Source organism: Bradyrhizobium vignae, from assembly GCF_900324035.1.
In the GTDB taxonomy this organism is placed as follows: domain Bacteria; phylum Pseudomonadota; class Alphaproteobacteria; order Rhizobiales; family Xanthobacteraceae; genus Bradyrhizobium; species Bradyrhizobium vignae.
The window spans coordinates 3,512,166-3,529,802 of the sequence record NZ_LS398110.1; the positions used below are offsets into that span (position 1 = coordinate 3,512,166).

The following is a 17,637-nucleotide window of genomic DNA, read 5'->3' on the forward strand; positions in this document are numbered from 1 at the left end:
CCATCCCATGAGGTCCGTCCATGCACCGCTTCCGGCCGATCCTCTCCGCCTTTCTGCTGCTCGTCCTCTCTTATGCGCGGGCCGATGCCGAGGGCGCCATTGGCGTAGCCGTGGACGATTTCAGCTATACCGATACGTCGGCCGAGCCGACCAACCAGACTGCCGCCCACGAGCGGCGGCTAGTGGCGTTCATGGCCGCGCTCAGACGAGATATCAGCGAGGGTGGGCGTTATCGGCTGGTGCCGTCCGCCCAGAACGGAGCGGCGTTCAAGGTGATCGGCGGTATCCAGAAGACGAGCACGCTGGTGCAGTGGGCGAAGGTCGCCGTGATCGACGTTGGCGCCAAGAAGCTCGTGATGGACAAGCTCTACAGCTTCCGCGGCGACAATGATGAATCATGGAGGCGCGCCGAGGTCTTCGTGTCCCGCGAGGTCATCGCGGCGCTGGGCATGCCTGCGCCGGCCGCGCTTGCAGTGTTCGATTTCGAGCTCGAGGACATGACCGCCGCCTCAGCGGGCGCGTCAGCCGGTTCAGACGCCTCGCACCTGGCCGAGGTCACCGGCGGTGTGCGCGAGGCGCTCGGCCAATCCGGCCGCTACCGGATCGTCGATATCGGCGGAGAGGCGGGGAAGGCGGGCGCTTTGCGCGATTGCGGCGGGTGCGAGGCCTCCATTGCGCAGAAGCTCGGTGCGGATCAGTCACTGATCGGCGTGGTGCGCCGCGTCAGCCGCACCGAATACACGCTCGGCTTCCAGCTTCGCGATGCCAGGACCGGCGCGGTGCTGGCGCGCGGCGACAGCGGCCTGCGCATGGGCGCGGACTATTCCTGGAAGCGCGGGGCGGTGCGGCTGGTGAGCGAACGGCTGATCGATAGCCAGTAGCGCCTATCGTGTGCGGTGCTTGCATTACCTCTCCCTACGGGAGAGGTAAACCGCCGTCGTCGCACTTCAGAACGTCAGCTGCACCTTCATCGATTGCGAGCGGTCGCTGGCGAGCTCGAACGCGGCGACCGCGTTCTCGAACGGCATGGTCGCCGTGATCAGCGGCTTGACGTCGATCAGCCCTTCGCCCATCAGGCGCACCGCCAGCTCGAACTCGGGATCGAAACGGAAGGTGCCGCGGAGCTGCAGTTCCTTGGCGACGATGGAGTTGATCGGCAGCGTCATCTCGCCGCCGAGACCGAGCTGCACCAGCGTCGATCCGGGCCTGAGCACGTCGAGCGCGGTGCGGAGCGCTGCCTGGTTGCCGGAGGCCTCGAACAGCGTGTCGAACACGCCCTTGCCGGCGCGCCAGGGATCGAGTGCGGCGGCGTTGGTCGCGACGTTGATGGCGTGGGTCGCACCGAGTCTTCTCGCGACGGCAAGCGGCGCGTCGGCGACGTCAGTCACCACGATCTCGGATGCGCCGCCGAAACGCGACACCAAAATCATCAGCGCGCCGATCGGACCGCAGCCAGTGATCAGCACGCGCCTGCCCAGCAGGGGACCGGCCTGCCTGCCGGCGTGCAGGCACACCGCAAGCGGTTCGGCGACCGCGGCTTCCGCCAGCGAGAGCTTGTCCGCGATCGGCACGGCCTGCGCCGCATCGACCGTGATGAATTCGCGAAAGCCGCCCTGCACATGGGGAAAGCGCATCGCGCTGCCGAGGAAGCGCATGTCGAGGCACTGGTTGCGCATGCCTTCCTGGCAATGCAGGCACGCCCCGCAAGGCCTGCTCGGATTGACCGCGACGCGGGTGCCAGCCTTCACAGCGCTGACGCCGTCACCAACCGCGGCGACAACGCCCGCGATCTCATGCCCCAGCGCCATCGGCTCTCGGATGCGCACGACGCCGAAACCGCCATGATGGTAGTAGTGCAGGTCAGAGCCGCAGATGCCGCCATTGGCGATCTTGACGCGGACCTCGCCGGGGCCGGGCGTCGGATCGGGGTAGTTGTCGATCCGCAGGTCCTTCGGGGCATGGATGACGACGGCGCGCATGGCTTGCTCCTTGTTCGCGGTCACATCGCGGCGATCATGCCGCCATCGACATAAATGATCTGGCCGTTGACGTAGGTGGAAGCGTCGGACGCCAGGAAGATCGCGGCGCCCACCAGTTCGTCCGGCTTGCCCCAGCGCTTGGAGGGAATGCGGCCCATCAGCCAATTGTTGAAATCGGTATTGTTGACCAGCGCCTCGTTCATGTCGGTCAGCATGTAGCCGGGGCCGATCGCATTGGCCTGGATGCCGTGCTGGGCCCATTCCACCGCCATCGAGCGGGTCAGGTTCTTGATGCCGCCCTTGGCCGCGGTGTAGGGCGCGATGGTGGGGCGCGCGAGCTCGCTGCCGAGCGAGCCGATATTGATGATCTTGCCGCGCTTGCGCGGGATCATGCGCTTGGCCGCCTCGCGGCCGATCACGAAGGCGCTGGTGAGATTGGTCTCGATCACCTTGCGCCATTCGTCGGTGCTGAACTCGACGAGCGGCTTGCGGTGCTGGATGCCGGCATTGTTGACGACGATGTCGACCATGATGCCCTTCTTGTCGAAGTCGTTGAAGGCCGCGACGATCGCCGGCTCGTCGGTGACGTTGAAGGCGGCGCCCTCGGCCTGATGTCCGGCGGCACGGAACTCGGCGACGGCCTGCTCGACACGCTTGGCATCGACGCCGTTGACGATGATCCTGGCGCCGGCCCTGGCCATGCCCTCGGCAATGGCACGGCCGAGGCCGCGGGAGGAGCCGGTCACGAGCGCGGTGCGGCCGGAAAGGTCGAAGAGGGAAGTGCTCATCTCGAGGAATCCTTAGACGTTGGAGCGGCGCACGATGAGATCGGAGCGCTCGAATACGGCGGGCAGGAGGTCGGCGCCGAGACCCGGTCCTTCCATCGGATAGACGTAACCGTCCTTGATCACAGGCATCGTGGTGACGAGCTCATTGTACCAGCCCTTGTAGAAGGCGCGCACCGATTCCTGGATCAAGGTGTTGGGCTGGCTGAAAGACATGTGGATGGCGGCGATGAAGCCGATCGGGCCAATACAGTCATGAGGAGCAAAAGGCCGGTGATAGGTCTCGGCCATCGCCGCGATCTTGCGGCCCTCGGTGAGGCCGCCGGTCCAGCACAGATCAGCCATCACCACATGCATGGCGTCGCGGTCGAGCATGTCCTTGTAGGGGAAGCGCGAGCCCAGCGTCTCGCTGGCGCAGACCCAGACGTCGGTCGAGCGGGCATATTCGGCCAGCGCCTGCGGCGAGTTCATCCGGATCGGGTCTTCGTACCAGGTCGGCTTGTACGGCTCGAGCGCGCGCGCGATCTGCTTGGCGGTCGGCAGATTCCACAGCGAGTGGAGCTCGACCATGATCTCCATCTTGTCGCCGACCGCTTTGCGGATCTTCTCGAACGGCTCGATCGCCTGCTTCATCTGCGCTGCGGTGATGTAGAGGCCCTTGTTTTCCTGTGCCGCCGGATCGAACGGCCAGATCTTCATCGCGGAGATGCCGCTTTCCAGGAGGCTTTCGGCCAGCGCATCGGCACGATTCATGAAGCCGTCGAGATCCTCATAAGGTCCCTTGGAAGCACCGAGATTCCAGTTCGCAACCGGGCTGATATTGGTGGAGCGGACATATTGCGTGCCGGCGCAGGTGTTGTAGATGCGCTGCTTGTCGCGGCAGAGGCCGCCGAGCATCTGGTGAACCGGCTGATTGCAGACCTTGCCGAACAAATCCCACAGCGCGATGTCGATGGCGGAGGCCGCGCGATACTCGACGCCGGTGGAGGACTGCGCCATCGGCAGGTTCAGCATGTCGCGATGGATCGCTTCGATGTGCAGCGGATTGCGGCCGAGCAGGCGGCCGGCAAAGGTGTCGTGGATCTGCGCCTCGACCGCGCCGGCGCCGTAGAATGTTTCGCCGAGCCCGATCACACCCGTGTCGGTGTGGATGCGGACCCAGATGACGTTGGAGAATTCCTCGGTGCGCAGGGTCTCGATCGACGTGATCTTCACGGCAACAGTCCTCCCGTCGGGGGCATAGCCCGCCCGTTTATTGTCATTTCCGCGCGGCCAATCGCGGCGCGCCCGGCCGCAGTCTTTACGCCCGCTTGTAATATATCACAACATGTTTTAGGACGTCACCAACAAGGCGCCACCTGCCAAGGCGCACCTGCACGAGAACGCGGGTTTACGGGAGGACGACATGGCACGGCGCAAGCGCGCGCTCGAGGTGGTGAGAAACGAGGATGACGGCGGAGGCAGGCCCTCCCGGAGCAACCGTCTCAACTTTTTCGAGTTGGCCTATCAGAGGATCGAAGAGCTCCTGGTGCATTGCGAGCTCAAGCCCGGCCAGTTCCTGACGATGCTGGAATTGCAGCAGATCACGGGCTTCGGCCGCACGCCGGTGCATCACGCCGTCAATCGTCTCTCGGCCGACACTCTCATCATCATCCGGCCTCGTCATGGCCTGCACATCGCCCCGATCGACCTGGCGCGCGAGCGCATGCTGCTGGCGTTACGCCGCGACATGGAGCGCTTCGTGATCCGCCTTGCGGCCGATCGCGCCAGCCTGTCGCATCGCAATCAGGCGCTGCACATCGAGCGCCTGTTGCGCGAGCGCCGCGCCAGCCTGACCCTCGACGAATTCAACAGCCTCGACCGTCGGATCGATGCGTTGGTGCTGGAGGCCGCGGGCGAGCCGTTCCTGGTGCATACGCTGCGGCCGCTGCACACGCTGTATCGCCGCATCGGCTACATCCACCATCGCTTCATGCCGGGGCAGGCCGATCTATCGGGCACGATCGATCATCATCTCGCCATTCTCGCAGCCGTCGCCAACCGCCGCGTCGAGGACGCGGTGAAGGCGAGCGATGCCCTGATCGACTACATGGGCGAGATGTTCACGGGCATGGAAGCGGGGATCGATCCGCGCCTGCTCGATTGCAGCATCGAGCCGCTGCTCGGCGCGTAGAGAGTTCTGAAGAAAGGAAGAAGAATGGCAACGATGGCGATGGCAAAACCGACCGCGAGCGAAGCCGCGGTCCGCTACCTCATCACGAACTACAGTCCCAAGGGCAACAAGGTCGGCTGGCTGATGATGGCCTCGATCCTGGTCGAGGCCTGGGACCTCTATTCGATCGCCTTCGTGCTGATCTTCATCAAGGAGCAGTACAATCCCGATCCGCTGATGCTCGGCCTTGCCGCGGCCGGCACGCAAGGCGGCGCCCTGATCGGTGCGCTGCTCGGCGGTTGGCTGTCCGACAAGATCGGCCGCCGCGTGATGTTCCTGGTGACGATGGTGATGTTCATCGTGCTGGCGCTGGCGCAGGCCTTCGTGCCGAACGTTGCTTGGCTGGTGGTCATCCGCTTCCTGCTCGGCATTCCCTTGGGCTCGGACATCTCGACCGGATACACCTACATCATGGAATCCATGGCCAAGGGCGAGCGCGAGGTCATGGGCAACCGCTGGCAGTTCATGTTTGCGGTCGGCGAGGTCCTGACCATCGGCGTCATCGTGATCTTCCTCCTGGTCGACATGAACCACGAGATGCTGTGGCGCGTCACGCTCGGCCTCGGCGCGGTGCCGGCGCTGATCATCCTCATCATGCGCCATGACGTGCCGGAGACGGCGGTCTGGCTGGTGCAGAAGGGCCGCTATCGCGAGGCCAAGCAGGTCGCGCGCGAGATGTTCAACGACAATCTCGACATGCTGCCGGACCAAGATGTTGTGGTGCCGAAGGTCTCGACTGGCGCCTTCCTCGCCGACCTCAAGAAGGATCCGATCCGCTGGCGCGCGACGGTCTACGGCTGGATCGCCTGCTTCATGCAAGCAAGCGAGTTTTCGACCTTCGCGTTCTACCTGCCGGTGCTGTTCGCGATGGTCGGCGTTTCGTCAATTCTCGGCAACAATCTGGTGACGATGGCGCTATTTGCCTTCGCGGCGCTGTCGGGCTGGGTCGGACCCTTGCTGACGCCGAAGATCGGCCATCGCGGCATCTCGATCGCCGGTTTCTCGATCGTGCTGGTATCGCTGCTCGTCGCGGCCTTCGCGCTCTACACCGACAACAAGATGCTGCTGCCGTTCGCGGCCGCCGCGATGCTGTGGGGCCATTACTGGGACGCCTCGAACTGCATGACGATCCCGACCATGGTCGCCAAGCCGAAATATCGCGGCACCGCCAGCGGCTTCGCCTACATGTTCGTGAAGCTGCCGTCATTCCTGGCGATCTTCCTGTTCCCGTCGCTGTTCGCGGCGATCGGGCAGGCCAACGCCACGCTGTTCGTCGCAGTCTTCCCGCTGATCGGATTGCTCGCCGCGATCTTCATTCTGCCGGAAGTCTACGGCTACGAGAACGACTAGGAGAGAATGCTACCCGATCGCGGCCGCCAAGGCCGCGATCAGAGCAGGCGGCGTCACCAGCAGACCGAGCTTGAGGAAAGGCCAGGCGCCGACCTCGATCTTCTCGCGCCGGAGCGCGACCAGCCAAAGGATGGTGGCGAGCGAGCCGGTCACCGACAGATTGGGGCCGAGATCGACGCCGATCAGGATGGCGCTGACGACGGATGCGGGCAGGTGATCGCTGGCGGCCACCGAGCCGGCGACGAGGCCGACCGGCAGATTGTTGGCGACGTTGTCGGCCAGCGCGGTGGCAATGCCGACGCTCCAGGCAGCCTCCGTCGCGGACTGCGCCACAGCTTGGTGCAGCAGCGCGCTCAGCTGGGCGATCACGCCGGTTTTCACCAGCGCTTCCACCATGACGAAGAGCCCGCCGACCAGCGGCAGCACGCTCCAGGAGACACCGTGCAGCAAGGGCAAAGGCGATTGCCGGCTGATCAGCAGCACGATCGCTGCCGTCGCCACGCCGCAGATGAAGGTCGGCAGCCCCAATTGCAGGTCGAGGGCCGAGGCCCAGATCAGCACGATACCGATGGCGCCGATGCCGTAGGCCGTCAACAGGCCGCCGCGGCTGAGTTTGGGATGAGGCACCCGCGTCTCGATGGTCTCGTCCCTCAGCTCGCGACGCAGGGCAAGGCGTAGTGCGACGTAGGTGAGAACAATCGAGGCGAGCGACGGCAGAGCGAACTGCCGCAGCCAGGTCCCCAGATGCGGCATGTTCTTGCCGAACACGACGAGGTTGGCCGGATTGGAGATCGGCAGCACGAAGCTTGCGGCATTGGCAATGAAGGCACAGACGAAGAGGTAGGGGAGTGGCTTGGCGCCGGCCGCGCGCGTCGCGGCATAGACGGCGGGCGTCAACACGATCGCGGTTGCGTCGTTCGAGAGCAGCACCGTCACGAATGTCCCGACCAGATAGATCAACAAGAACAGCCGCTGCGGCGAGCCGCGCGCATGCCCGACCGCGAACGCGGCAAGATAATCGAACAGGCCTTCGAGCCGCGCCAGCTCGGCGATCAGCATCATGCCGATCAGAAAGAGATAAACGTCGAGGCCCTTCTCGATGCCGACGAGCGCGTCATGCCAGGGCAGGAAGCCAAGCACCACCAGCACGGCGGCGCCGATGACGGCCCAGATCGCCTCGGGCATGCGAAACGGGCGGATGATGACGCCTGCGGTCGCGGCTACGATGATGCTCCAGGCCCAGATGGCGTCAGATGGCACGTTCAGTCCTCAATGCGGAACGGGATCATTCGGCAGCGATAGCCGATGCTGGAGCCGCTGTCTTCTCCCTGCGGCCGCAAGGTGCCATGCCGCGTCTCGGGCAAGGCGAGGACACAGATGAGGGCGCCGATCGCCGAGACCGTGCCGAGCGCAATGAAGGCCGCATCGTAGCCCGCACCGACCACGACGAAGCCGGCGAGCGTTGTCGAGAGCGCAGCTCCAATGCTCTGGGCGGTGATGACCGCGCCCTGCGCCACGTTGAAGCGGCCGGTGTTGCGCATGAGGTCGGCCACGATGACGGGGAAGATCGCGCCGAAGATACCGGCGCCGATGCCGTCGAGAAGCTGCACGCCGACGAGCCAGAACGGATTGTCAGAGAGCGTGTAAAGCGCCCCCCGAACAGGCAGGATCAGCAATGCGGCGAGGAAGAAGCGCTTGTGCCCCCAATTGTCGGCCCTGGCGCCGACCAACATCGCGAACGGCACCATCACAATTTGCGCCGCGACGATGCAGGCCGACATCAGGCTGGTGCCGATGTTCTTGTCCTGAAGAGCGAGCTTTTGCCCAACCAGCGGCAACATGGCGGCGTTGGAGAGGTGAAACAGAACCACACAGATCGCGAAGACGAGAAGGGGGCGACAGGTCAGGAGCACGCCGAGACCTGATGGCTGTTCGCGCTCGCTGCCCGCAACCGCATCGTGCAGCCCGCGGGCCAGGTCGTGGTCGATGGCGCCTTCAGGGATCGCAAGGATGCTGACGAGGCTCGCGGTCGCCATGGCGCCGAGCAGGTAGAAGACGACGTTCGGGCCGAAATGGTAGGCCCCGATACCCGCGATCGCCGCCGCCACGGCATTGCCCGCATGATTGAACGTCTCGTTGCGTCCGATCCGCGCGGTGAAGGCGTGGTGGCCGACTGTACCGAGCGACACGGCGGCGAGGGCCGGCGGGAAAATCACGCTGGCCGCATGCGCTATACTTTGCGAGAGGGCGACCGGCACAAAGCATGGAAAGAGTGGCAGCATCAGTGAGGCGACCGTCACCAGAATGGATGCGACGGCCATCACCGGACGCTTGGCCTTGGTTGAATCGATCAGCGCCCCCGCCGGCGTCTGCGCGAGGATGCCGGCGAGCGCGGCGACCGACATCACCATACCGATGCGGGCCTCGTCCCACCGCTGCTCCGTGAGGAGATAGACGGCAAGATAGGGACCGAGACCATCGCGGACGTCGGCGAGGAAGAAGTTGGCCGCATCCAGCGCGCGGCTGGCGCGTCTGCGATCTGCATGTGTGGACACGACAGCCTCCAGTCAAATGCGGCACGTTTCGTCCTCGCCGCGAGCGCCCTGCTCAGACCGCACGGGCCTCGGCGTCGGGTTTGGGCTTGTCTTTGGGTTTCGGCTTCTTGACAGGCTTCAGCGCATGCAGGCCTGGTCCGATCTCCAGCACCTCGATCACCCGGCCATGTCGGGTCTCTGCTCCATCACCGCGCGCGGCGACTTTTGCACCCGGCGCGAGCAGCGGTGCGGCGCTCTCGGCTTCCTTGGGCCCGATGCGGAGAACGACGCCGTCGGAAAGCAGTGCGCCGCGAAGCTCGCCCTTCGGGCCGAACAGAGACATCCGTACGCTGCCTTCGGCGGTCATCGGCTGATGCTTGAGCTTTGGACGTTTGCGGTCGGGCTCCGGGCCCTCGTCGATGATCTGTCGTCCACCCGACGACGTGATGGCGACGGCTGCGAGCAGATCGGCCCTGCGCGGCCGCACGCCGCGAACGCGAACGGCGTCGCCGGATGAAAGATGGCGTGTCAGCTCGCTCTCCAGGTGCGGTGGCGCGTGGACCAGGATTGCGGTCCGCCCGTCCGGCTTCATGATGAAGCCATCGACCTCCCCGTGGGGATTAAGGATGAAGCGCTCGAAGATGCCCTCGACCTCGGGCAGGCAGGCGGGATCGATCCAATGCATGGTGCTTTCCTTTCTCGGTTGGTTGAATGGACACGCTAGCTGCGCGGAGGTGGAGGAGGTGGAGGACCAAAGCCGGGCGGAGGCGGTGCGCGCCGGTCGGGTCCATCCGCAGGACCGCGAGGCGGCCGGGCGCCGGCAAGCTCGCTCATCTGCTCCGGCGAGCTTCCGATCGCCCGCACGTCGACCACTCTGCCGAGTGGCGTATCGAGAATAGCGCCGCGCACCGAGACGGGCTGACCCTGCCGCAGCCAGTCCTGCAAACGCTCTGCCTCTGGCGGGGGGAGGCGCAGCACGGTGCCGTCCTCGAGCAGCGCGCCGTTGACTTCGCCGCGCTTGCCGTGCAGCGGCGCGGCGATCCTGCCACTGATCGGCTGGTCCTGACTGCGATCGCGTCGGTCAGGCGGGCCGCTGTCGACGACGCTGCGGCCGGTGGTGACATTGGTGATCGATGCGGCATCGACCAAGGCCACCGCACGAGCCCGCAAGCCGCGAATCGAGACCTGGTCGCCCGGGCGGATCGAGAACACCGTTTGTGCCGTCAGGTGCGGCGGCAGCTTCACCTCGGTGCCATCGGTCAGGATGACGCCATCGACGTCGCCGCGCGGCGTCAGCGTGTATTGCTTGACGGTGCCGCGTGACTCCGGAAGCTGCGAGGAATCCCAGACGGGGCCCGTGCTCTGCGCGTAGGCGGCCGCACTGAGGCCGATCGCCGTGCTGGCGAGCAGTGCACGGAGCCGCCATCGCATGCGTGCTGTCTTCATGGAACAACTCCTTTCGATTTCGCGACGATGTCGCTTGGCCAAGCTTTGGCAAGCGGTGTGCCAGTCGCGAGGTCGTTGATCTCAAAGGAGTTGTCGCGATGACGCCGGGATTATTCGTCGTCTTTGCTGACACGGCCCGTCAGGTTTTCTGACGCCTCGACAGCAATCCCGTAGCGCTGCATCTTGGTGTAGAGGAGCTGGCGGTTGATGCCGAGCCGCCGCGCGGCTTCCGTCCGGTTGCCGCCGCACGCATCCAGCGCGCGCAGAATCATCATCTTCTCGAGCTGCGCGACTGCGGCCGGAAGGTCCGCATCAGGAGGAGAATCTGCCGGCAGCACGCCGGCACGGCTGGTGTCGATGTCGTCGCTCCCGATCACGTCGGAGCGGGTCAGGATGTAGGCCCGCTCGATCACATTGCGAAGCTCGCGGACGTTGCCGGGCCAGCCATGCCGCTGCAACTTCGCGACCGCCGCGGCGGTGAGCTGCTTGTGCCGTCCGCTTGGGACGGCAACGCGAGCAAGGAAGTGCTCGGCCAGAGGAAGGATATCCGCAGCGCGCTCCCGCAGCGGCGGAATCGCAATCGGCACCACGTTGAGCCGGTAGTAGAGGTCCTCGCGAAACTCCTTCGCCGCGACGAGCTTGGCCAGATCGCGATGCGTCGCGGTGACGATGCGCGCGGTGGTGCGCACCGGCTTGCCGCCCACGGGAGTAACGAGTTGCTCCTGGAGGGCGCGCAGGATCTTCGCCTGCATGGCGAGCGGCATGTCGCCGATCTCATCGAGGAACAGGGTGCCGTTGGCGGCATCGCGGAACGCGCCGGTCCTGTCCGCAGTCGCGCCCGTGAAGGAGCCCTTCACATGACCGAACAGTTCGCTCTCGAGCAGGTCCTCGGGAATGGCGGCGCAATTGACCGCGATGAACGGACCATCCTTGCGTTTGCCGTAGGTATGGAGTGCGCGCGCCACCAGCTCCTTGCCGCTGCCCGTCTCGCCGTGAATCAGGACGGTCGCATCGCTGTCGGCCGCAAGCCCGATTGCTTTCTGAACCTGGCGGATCGCCTCGCTTGATCCGATCAGACCGTCACCCGCATCCGGCGCGGGCTCTACGATCGAATGCGAGCGTTTGGGGAGGCGGTTCAGCAAGTCGCTCAGATCGTCTCGTCCGATTGGCTTGCTGAGATGGTCGAAGGCGCCGAGCCTCATGGCCTCGATCGTGTTCGCGGCGCTGGCAAAGGCGGTCAACACCACGACCGGTGGCGCATTATGGGCCGACCGGATCCGGCGCAGCACCTCGATCCCGTCCATGCCGCCTGGCATGCGCAGATCGAGCAGCACGGCGTCGATATCGTCGCCGAGCGCGGCCAGGCCCTCCCGGCCGGACGCCGCCAGGCGAGCGGTATGGCCGAGATCGGTCAACGCTTCGGCCAGACCGTCGCGCAGCGCGGCATCGTCATCGACAATCAGCACGGTCGCCATGGCACCTCGATCTCGAACGTCGCGCCGCGCGGGGTCGCTACGTGCCGTGCTTCGCCGTCATGATTTCGCGCGATCTCGCGCACGATGGCGAGGCCGAGGCCGGTCCCGTCGGCGCGGCCGGTGACAAATGGCTCGAAGAGGCGTTCGCGCAGCTCGTTGGAAATGCCGGTGCCGGTGTCGGCAACCCGCAGGATCAGGCGGCCATCCCGACGACGGGCTTCGACCGCCACGGAGCCGCCGGGTGGACAATTCTGGATGGCGTTTAGAATGAGATTGTCCAACGCGCGCTGCATCTGGAAGGGGTCGAACCTCGGCAACTCCGAGCATGCGCCCTCGGTTCCCGCAGTCAGGATCAGGTCCTTGGCGGCCGCGAGCTCGCGATGGGCGTCCACGGCGTTGTCGATGAAAGATGCGAGATCCACCTCCGCAAGTTTCGGTTCGTGCGCCTGGGTCATATCCAGCAGATCCCGCAACAGGATGTCGAGCCGGTCAACCTGTTGCAGGATGGTCCCGAGAGCCGCGTTGCTGCGTGAGCCGTCGGCAACGGCGAGCGCGTTCTCCGCCTTCAGGCGCATTGCGGCGATCGGATTGCGAATCTCATGTGCAAGGCCGGCCGACAGGCGGCCGAGCGCGGCAAGCCGCTCCGCGCTTGCGGCGCGCCGGCGCTCGAGCGAGAGACGCTCACCAGTCGCGTTCAGTGCATCCACAAGCCGATCGAGCTCGGGCGTGCCTGTGCGCGCAAGCTTCGGCAGATCGACGACACCATCCCGCCGGTCGTCAAGGGCGCGCTCGATCAGCGCGATGTTGCGCGACCAAGTGTAGAGCAGCCGGGCGAGCCAGACGGCCGATCCGAAGATCGTCAGTGCCAGAACGACGAGTCCGGCCAGCAATTGATTATAAGCAGGTCCCTGGGCGGTAAAGACGCGCGTCATGGTCCAGCCGGTGACCCCTTGCAGCGGCCCGCGCAACGGGCACGCATGCACGATGAGGACCTGCGATCGGCCGGCTTGCCGGATCGATGCAGGGTGTCCGGAACGCAATGCCTCGGCGTTGACCTGACCAATGGTGTTTTGCTCGGCCGACGGCAGGTCGGTTTTCGGGCCGGTTCCCTCATAGGTCGGAAATGCATAGCCCAGCGAGCCGACGTTCGCTTGCCAGATGCCGCCTTCTATGCCGGCCGCGCCGGCGAGAGCGGTCCGGGTCACGGCGGTCAGTTCGCTCTTGAGTCGATCGTCGATCGGCCCGCCGCTCCAACCCGCGACGAAGAATTGATAGCGGTCGGCGAGATCGCGGCAGGCCCGGGCAACCAGCTCCTCGGACCGTGCGAGGCGTGCATTGGCGGTCTGCTGGAACGATTCGAACAGCAGATAGCCGGTCGCAATGCCGGAGACGACCAGCATGATCCACAGAGCCAGCAGTCGGATTCGAAGAGAGCCCATCGCTGCATCCTGGGACCTATCCGCCCGATCAGTACCTCAAAATTTGACTGCCAACAGCACCGCGCCGGCGCCGATCATGGCGATGCCGGCCCAGCCCTGCGCCGTCGGCCGCTCACCGAGAAAGGCGAAGGCGAACAGGGCGACCAGCACGACGCTGAGCTTGTCGATCGGCGCCACCAGCGTTGCAGGCCCAAGCTTGAGCGCGCGGAAGTAACACAGCCATGAGGCGCCGGTTGCCAGTCCTGACAATACCAGGAATACCCAGGTCTTCGGCGAGACTGCCGAGGGCACGACGAATTGTCCGGTGAAGAACAGCAGCACCGAGAAGGCGAGCAGCACCACGATGGTGCGGATGAAGGTGGCGAGATCCGGGTTGATGTTCTCGACGCCGACCTTGGCGAAGATCGCAGTCAGCGCCGCAAAGCAGGCGGACAGCAGCGCCCAGGTCTGCCAGGCGGAGAGGAGGGCAGGTTTCATGTTATCGATATCCATTGCTTCAGGACGGCGCGCCCGCGCCGTCATTGCGAGCGTAGCGAAGCAATCCAGGGTCTCGCCGCGGAGGCAGTCTGGATTGCTTCGCTGCGCTCGCAATGACGGAGTTTGTGGCCGGAGTCGTGCGCTATCACATTCACCGCGCCACCGACAACTTCTCCGTGATCGCCTTGCGCAGGATGCGTGATAGCGATTCCACGGAATACGGCTTCTGGATCAGCTCGAAGCCGCGATGGGCGCTTTCGGCGAGCACGTTGCTGTAGCCGCTGGTGAGCACCACGGGCAGGCCCGGATAGCGCTCGCGGATGATTGCGGCGAGCTCGACGCCGTTCATGCCGGGCATGATGACGTCGGAGAACACGAGGTCGACGGCGAATTCGTCCTCATTGAGGATCGCGAGCGCCGCATTGGCGTTGGCGACGCGGCGGACGACATAGCCGAGATCTTCCAGAAGCTCTGTCGAGAACTGGCCGACATCGTCATTGTCCTCGACCACGAGCACGCGGTAGCCGCGCCCGGTGGTCGCAGCCTCGCTGGTCAGTGCCGCCGCTTCCTTGTCGGTGGCGGGGCTTTGTGCCTGCGGCAGATAGATGGTGAAGGTCGCGCCTCGACCTGGCATGCTCGTCACCGCGATGTCGCCTTCGGACTGCTTTGCGAAGCCGAAGGCCTGGCTGAGACCGAGGCCGGTGCCCTTGCCGACCTCCTTGGTGGTGAAGAACGGTTCGAAGATCAGGTCGAGATGTTCCGGCGCGATGCCGCTGCCGGTGTCGGTGACCGAAATGGCGACGTAGTCGCCGCCGCGCGCCGCTTGTGCACGCAGGCTCGGAATCCCCCGGACCTTGCGCACGGCGATGCTGAGGCGGCCTTCGCCATTCATGGCGTCGCGGGCGTTAATGGCGAGATTGATCAGCGCGGCCTCGAACTGGGCGATGTCGGCGACCGTGAAACAGTCGGCATCCTGAACCTCCACCGCAATCTCGATGCTTCCGCCGACCAGCGGCCGGACCAGCTGCGCCACACCCTCGACCTGGCTGCCGACGTTGAAGATCTGCGGCTTCAGCGGCTGCCGCCGCGCGAAGGCCAGGAGCTGCGCGGTCAGCTTGGAGGCGCGCTCGACCGTCTCGGAGATGGCATCGACATAGCGGCGGCGGCGCTCTTCCGGCAGCTCGCGGCGGCGCAGGAAATCCGTCGCCGAGCGGATGATGGTGAGCAGGTTGTTGAAGTCGTGCGCGACGCCGCCGGTGAGCTGGCCGATCGCCTCCATCTTCTGCGACTGACGCAACGCTTCCTCGCCGAGGCGACGCTCGGTGATGTCGACGGCCTCCGGCACCGCACCGGTGATGTTGCCGTGGCGGTCGAGCACGGGGCGCATGCCGAAATCGAAATCGCGCTCGCCGATCGGCAGCCGCAGGCGCATCTCCAGGCGGACCGCTTCGCCCTTGAGTACGGTGTGGAAAGCCTCGCGCACCAGCGTGCTCATGCCCTTCGTCGCGCTGAACCAGGGCGTATCCCAAAATGGTTTTCCAATCACGTCCGCGGAATTCGCCTTGATGCCGTCGAGTGCCGTCTTGTTGGCGTAAAGCAGTTCGCCCCTGAGATTGACCAGGCCCTGATACTGATTGCTGGTCTCCAGGATCGCGCGCAGCCGCGCCTGGTTGGCTTCGAGCTCGGCGGTGCGCTGGGCGATGCGCTGTTCCAGCGTCTCGTTGAGCTGCCTGAGCTCGATCTCGGCCTGCTTGGCGACGGTGATGTCGTGAGCGACGCCAATGAAGCCGATATGCTTGCCGGTGGGGTCCCAGCGCGGCTGCGATTCCGATCGAAGCCAGCGCCATTCGCCGCTGGCGTTCTTGTAGCGCGCTTCCAGCACGAACGGCTTCAGCGAGGCCTCACCCTGGACGGATTGCTGCAGCACGTGCGGCAGGTCGTCGGGATGCAGCACCTTGCGCCAGTCGAAATCGATGGCTTGATCGTAGGGCAGGCCGAGGAAATCGACATAGGCCTGGTTGGCGAAGGACCGCTTGCGGTCGAGCTTGGTCACCCAGATCGGCACCGGCGCGCTGTCGGCGATCAGCCGGAATCGCTCCTCGCTTTCGCGCAGCGTCTCGCGCGCCAGCGCTTGGTCGGTGATGTCGATGTGGGCGCCGACGAGGCGGATGGCGCGGCCGTCCTTGTCGCGCTCGATCTTGGCGACGACGCGGATCCAGCGGGTCTCGCCGTCGCTGGGGCGGATGATGCGGTATTCGGCGGTGTAATCCTCGCTGGTCCCGGAAAGCGCCTCGAAGAAGTGCTTCACCGCCGCGTCGCGGTCATCAGGATGGATGCGGTTGACCCAGTCCTCGTGCGTCTCGTCCGCGGCCTCTGGGGGCAGGCCATGGATCATCAGATATTCGGGCGAACGGCGGTTCTTGAATCCTTCGCGGAAGTCGACCTCGACGCCGCCCACCTTGCCGATGCGCTGGATGAGCGCGAGCTCGGCCTCGCGCTCCTGCAGCGCGCGATAGGCGTTGTCGCGCTCGCGCGCGACGTCTTCGAGGTGCTGGCGCAGCCTTTCGGCAGCAATGGTTTCGGGCAAGGGATCGTTCAAGGCGTCGGCCGTTGTCATGCGGGTGCGCACGTGCCGGACCGATATTCACACAGACGGAGCGTGATGGCCATCGCTCAGACGGAAATATGCAGGGACGGGCGCGGGTTACGACGGGTATGAACGAACGCCTCCGCCGGCTATTTTGTTCCTGAGATTGGAACGGCGCGCCCCCTGCGCGCGTATCTGCGAGGCGCGCCAACTCTCGTCCACGAGGCTCCCTTTCCGAAAGGCCAAAATCTTGAAGCTCTTTGTCTGCCAGGCTTGCGGCAATGTCCTCTATTTCGAGAACCGCGCTTGCGAACGCTGTGGCCATCGGGTCGCCTTCCTGCCGGAGAAGGAGACGATGTCGGCGATCGAACTCGACGGAGACGCCTGGAGGACACTGGCCGACAAAGGCGAAGGCCGGATGCTGTGCCGGAATGCCGAGTACGACGCCTGCAACTGGCTGACAGACCCAGGCGATACCATCGGCTATTGCCGCGCCTGCCGCCACAATGGGACCGTGCCGAACCTCTCGGATCCGGCGCAACTCGCCGGATGGCGCGAGCTGGAGGTGGCCAAGCACCGTCTATTCTATTCCCTGATCCGCTGGAAGCTGCCGCTCCAGACCCGGCAGGACAATCCCGAGCATGGGCTGATCTTCAACTTCCTCGCCGACGATCCACACAGCGGCGAAAAGGTCATGACCGGCCATGACAACGGCCTGATCACGATCGCGCTGACCGAGGCTGACGACATCGAGCGCGAGCGACGCCGGCTCGAGATGGGCGAGCCCTACCGGACACTGCTCGGGCATTTCCGCCACGAGGTCGGCCACTATTTCTGGGACGTGCTGGTGCGCGATGGCGGCAAGCTCGACCAGTGCCGCGCCGTGTTCGGCGACGATGCGGCCGATTACGGCCAGGCCCTGCAGCGTCACTATGCCGAAGGCCCGCCCCCGGACTGGCAGCAGAGCTACGTCTCGGCCTACGCCACGACGCATCCCTGGGAGGATTTCGCCGAGACCTGGGCGCACTACCTCCACATCGTCGACACCCTGGAAATGGCCGCCGAGTTCGGCATGGAGGTGCGCCCCAAGGTCGACCGCGACGGGGAGTTGACGGCGCGCATCCGCTTCAACCCTTACGAGGCGAGGGACGTCGAGGCGCTGGTCGGCGCATGGCTGCCCTTCACCTTCGCCATGAACAGCGTCAACCGCGCCATGGGCCTGCGCGACCTCTATCCCTTCATCCTGTCGCCCGCGGTGGTCGCCAAGCTCGGCTTCGTTCATGGCCTGGTCCGGGATGCGGCCAAGGCGGGCAAGCCTCGGGAAGCTGCACGGCGTCCCTAGGGCTCGCCGCG

The 17,637-nt window shown here is 65.3% G+C and carries 15 protein-coding genes; 4 read left to right on the forward strand and 11 right to left on the reverse strand.

Annotated features, from left to right (window positions below; all coding sequences use genetic code 11):
* Positions 1-20: 20 nt before the first annotated feature.
* A complete protein-coding gene (locus BRAD3257_RS17080; RefSeq protein ID WP_122402773.1) occupies positions 21-881 on the forward strand; it encodes a DUF3280 domain-containing protein in 861 nt (286 codons plus the stop codon).
* A 66-nt stretch (positions 882-947) separates the two neighbouring features.
* On the opposite strand, the gene BRAD3257_RS17085 is transcribed toward BRAD3257_RS17080, so the two are convergent.
* The 3 genes from BRAD3257_RS17085 to BRAD3257_RS17095 are packed head-to-tail and all read right to left on the reverse strand — an operon-like array spanning position 948 to position 3,979.
* Positions 948-1,979 carry an L-idonate 5-dehydrogenase gene (locus tag BRAD3257_RS17085; protein WP_122406613.1) on the reverse strand — a complete coding sequence of 344 codons (1,032 nt, stop codon included), beginning with the start codon at positions 1,977-1,979 and terminating at the stop codon, positions 948-950.
* A gap of 20 nt (positions 1,980-1,999) precedes the next feature.
* Complete coding sequence (locus BRAD3257_RS17090; protein WP_122402774.1) at positions 2,000-2,767, reverse strand: glucose 1-dehydrogenase; 768 nt, start codon at positions 2,765-2,767, stop codon at positions 2,000-2,002.
* A 12-nt stretch (positions 2,768-2,779) separates the two neighbouring features.
* Positions 2,780-3,979, reverse strand: a complete 1,200-nt coding sequence (locus BRAD3257_RS17095; protein WP_122402775.1) for a mandelate racemase/muconate lactonizing enzyme family protein — start codon at positions 3,977-3,979, stop codon at positions 2,780-2,782.
* A 190-nt stretch (positions 3,980-4,169) separates the two neighbouring features.
* Between BRAD3257_RS17095 and BRAD3257_RS17100 the strand changes: the two genes are divergently transcribed.
* Positions 4,170-4,937 carry a GntR family transcriptional regulator gene (locus tag BRAD3257_RS17100; protein WP_122402776.1) on the forward strand — a complete coding sequence of 256 codons (768 nt, stop codon included), beginning with the start codon at positions 4,170-4,172 and terminating at the stop codon, positions 4,935-4,937.
* Between the two features lie 24 nt (positions 4,938-4,961).
* A complete protein-coding gene (locus BRAD3257_RS17105) occupies positions 4,962-6,326 on the forward strand; it encodes an MFS transporter (protein WP_122402777.1) in 1,365 nt (454 codons plus the stop codon).
* Between the two features lie 9 nt (positions 6,327-6,335).
* On the opposite strand, the gene BRAD3257_RS17110 is transcribed toward BRAD3257_RS17105, so the two are convergent.
* The 8 genes from BRAD3257_RS17110 to BRAD3257_RS17145 all read right to left on the reverse strand — a co-directional run bounded on the left by BRAD3257_RS17110 (position 6,336) and on the right by BRAD3257_RS17145 (position 16,326).
* Entirely contained in the window at positions 6,336-7,586 is a 1,251-nt protein-coding gene (locus tag BRAD3257_RS17110; RefSeq protein ID WP_122402778.1) for an arsenic transporter, read from the reverse strand.
* A 2-nt stretch (positions 7,587-7,588) separates the two neighbouring features.
* Positions 7,589-8,881, reverse strand: coding sequence for an MFS transporter (locus BRAD3257_RS17115; RefSeq protein ID WP_122402779.1), 1,293 nt, complete (start codon positions 8,879-8,881; stop codon positions 7,589-7,591).
* 52 nt (positions 8,882-8,933) lie between these two features.
* Positions 8,934-9,545: a hypothetical protein gene (locus BRAD3257_RS17120; protein WP_122402780.1), complete on the reverse strand. Its 612-nt coding sequence runs from the start codon at positions 9,543-9,545 to the stop codon at positions 8,934-8,936.
* 35 nt (positions 9,546-9,580) lie between these two features.
* Positions 9,581-10,306, reverse strand: coding sequence for a hypothetical protein (locus BRAD3257_RS17125; RefSeq protein WP_244607973.1), 726 nt, complete (start codon positions 10,304-10,306; stop codon positions 9,581-9,583).
* Positions 10,307-10,416: 110 nt separating this feature from the next.
* A complete protein-coding gene (locus tag BRAD3257_RS17130) occupies positions 10,417-11,781 on the reverse strand; it encodes a sigma-54-dependent transcriptional regulator (RefSeq protein ID WP_122402781.1) in 1,365 nt (454 codons plus the stop codon).
* Positions 11,766-13,220, reverse strand: a complete 1,455-nt coding sequence (locus BRAD3257_RS17135) for a sensor histidine kinase (RefSeq protein ID WP_122402782.1) — start codon at positions 13,218-13,220, stop codon at positions 11,766-11,768. The genes BRAD3257_RS17130 and BRAD3257_RS17135 overlap by 16 nt, the downstream gene beginning before the upstream one ends.
* 36 nt (positions 13,221-13,256) lie before the next feature.
* On the reverse strand, positions 13,257-13,697 hold the full coding sequence (locus tag BRAD3257_RS17140) for an EamA family transporter (protein ID WP_122406615.1): 441 nt from the start codon (positions 13,695-13,697) through the stop codon (positions 13,257-13,259).
* A 151-nt stretch (positions 13,698-13,848) separates the two neighbouring features.
* Positions 13,849-16,326 carry a PAS domain-containing hybrid sensor histidine kinase/response regulator gene (locus tag BRAD3257_RS17145; protein WP_122402783.1) on the reverse strand — a complete coding sequence of 826 codons (2,478 nt, stop codon included), beginning with the start codon at positions 16,324-16,326 and terminating at the stop codon, positions 13,849-13,851.
* Positions 16,327-16,534: 208 nt separating this feature from the next.
* Here BRAD3257_RS17145 and BRAD3257_RS17150 point away from each other — a divergent pair, with 208 nt between their 5' ends.
* On the forward strand, positions 16,535-17,626 hold the full coding sequence (locus BRAD3257_RS17150; protein ID WP_122402784.1) for a zinc-binding metallopeptidase family protein: 1,092 nt from the start codon (positions 16,535-16,537) through the stop codon (positions 17,624-17,626).
* The last annotated feature ends 11 nt before the right edge of the window (positions 17,627-17,637 follow it).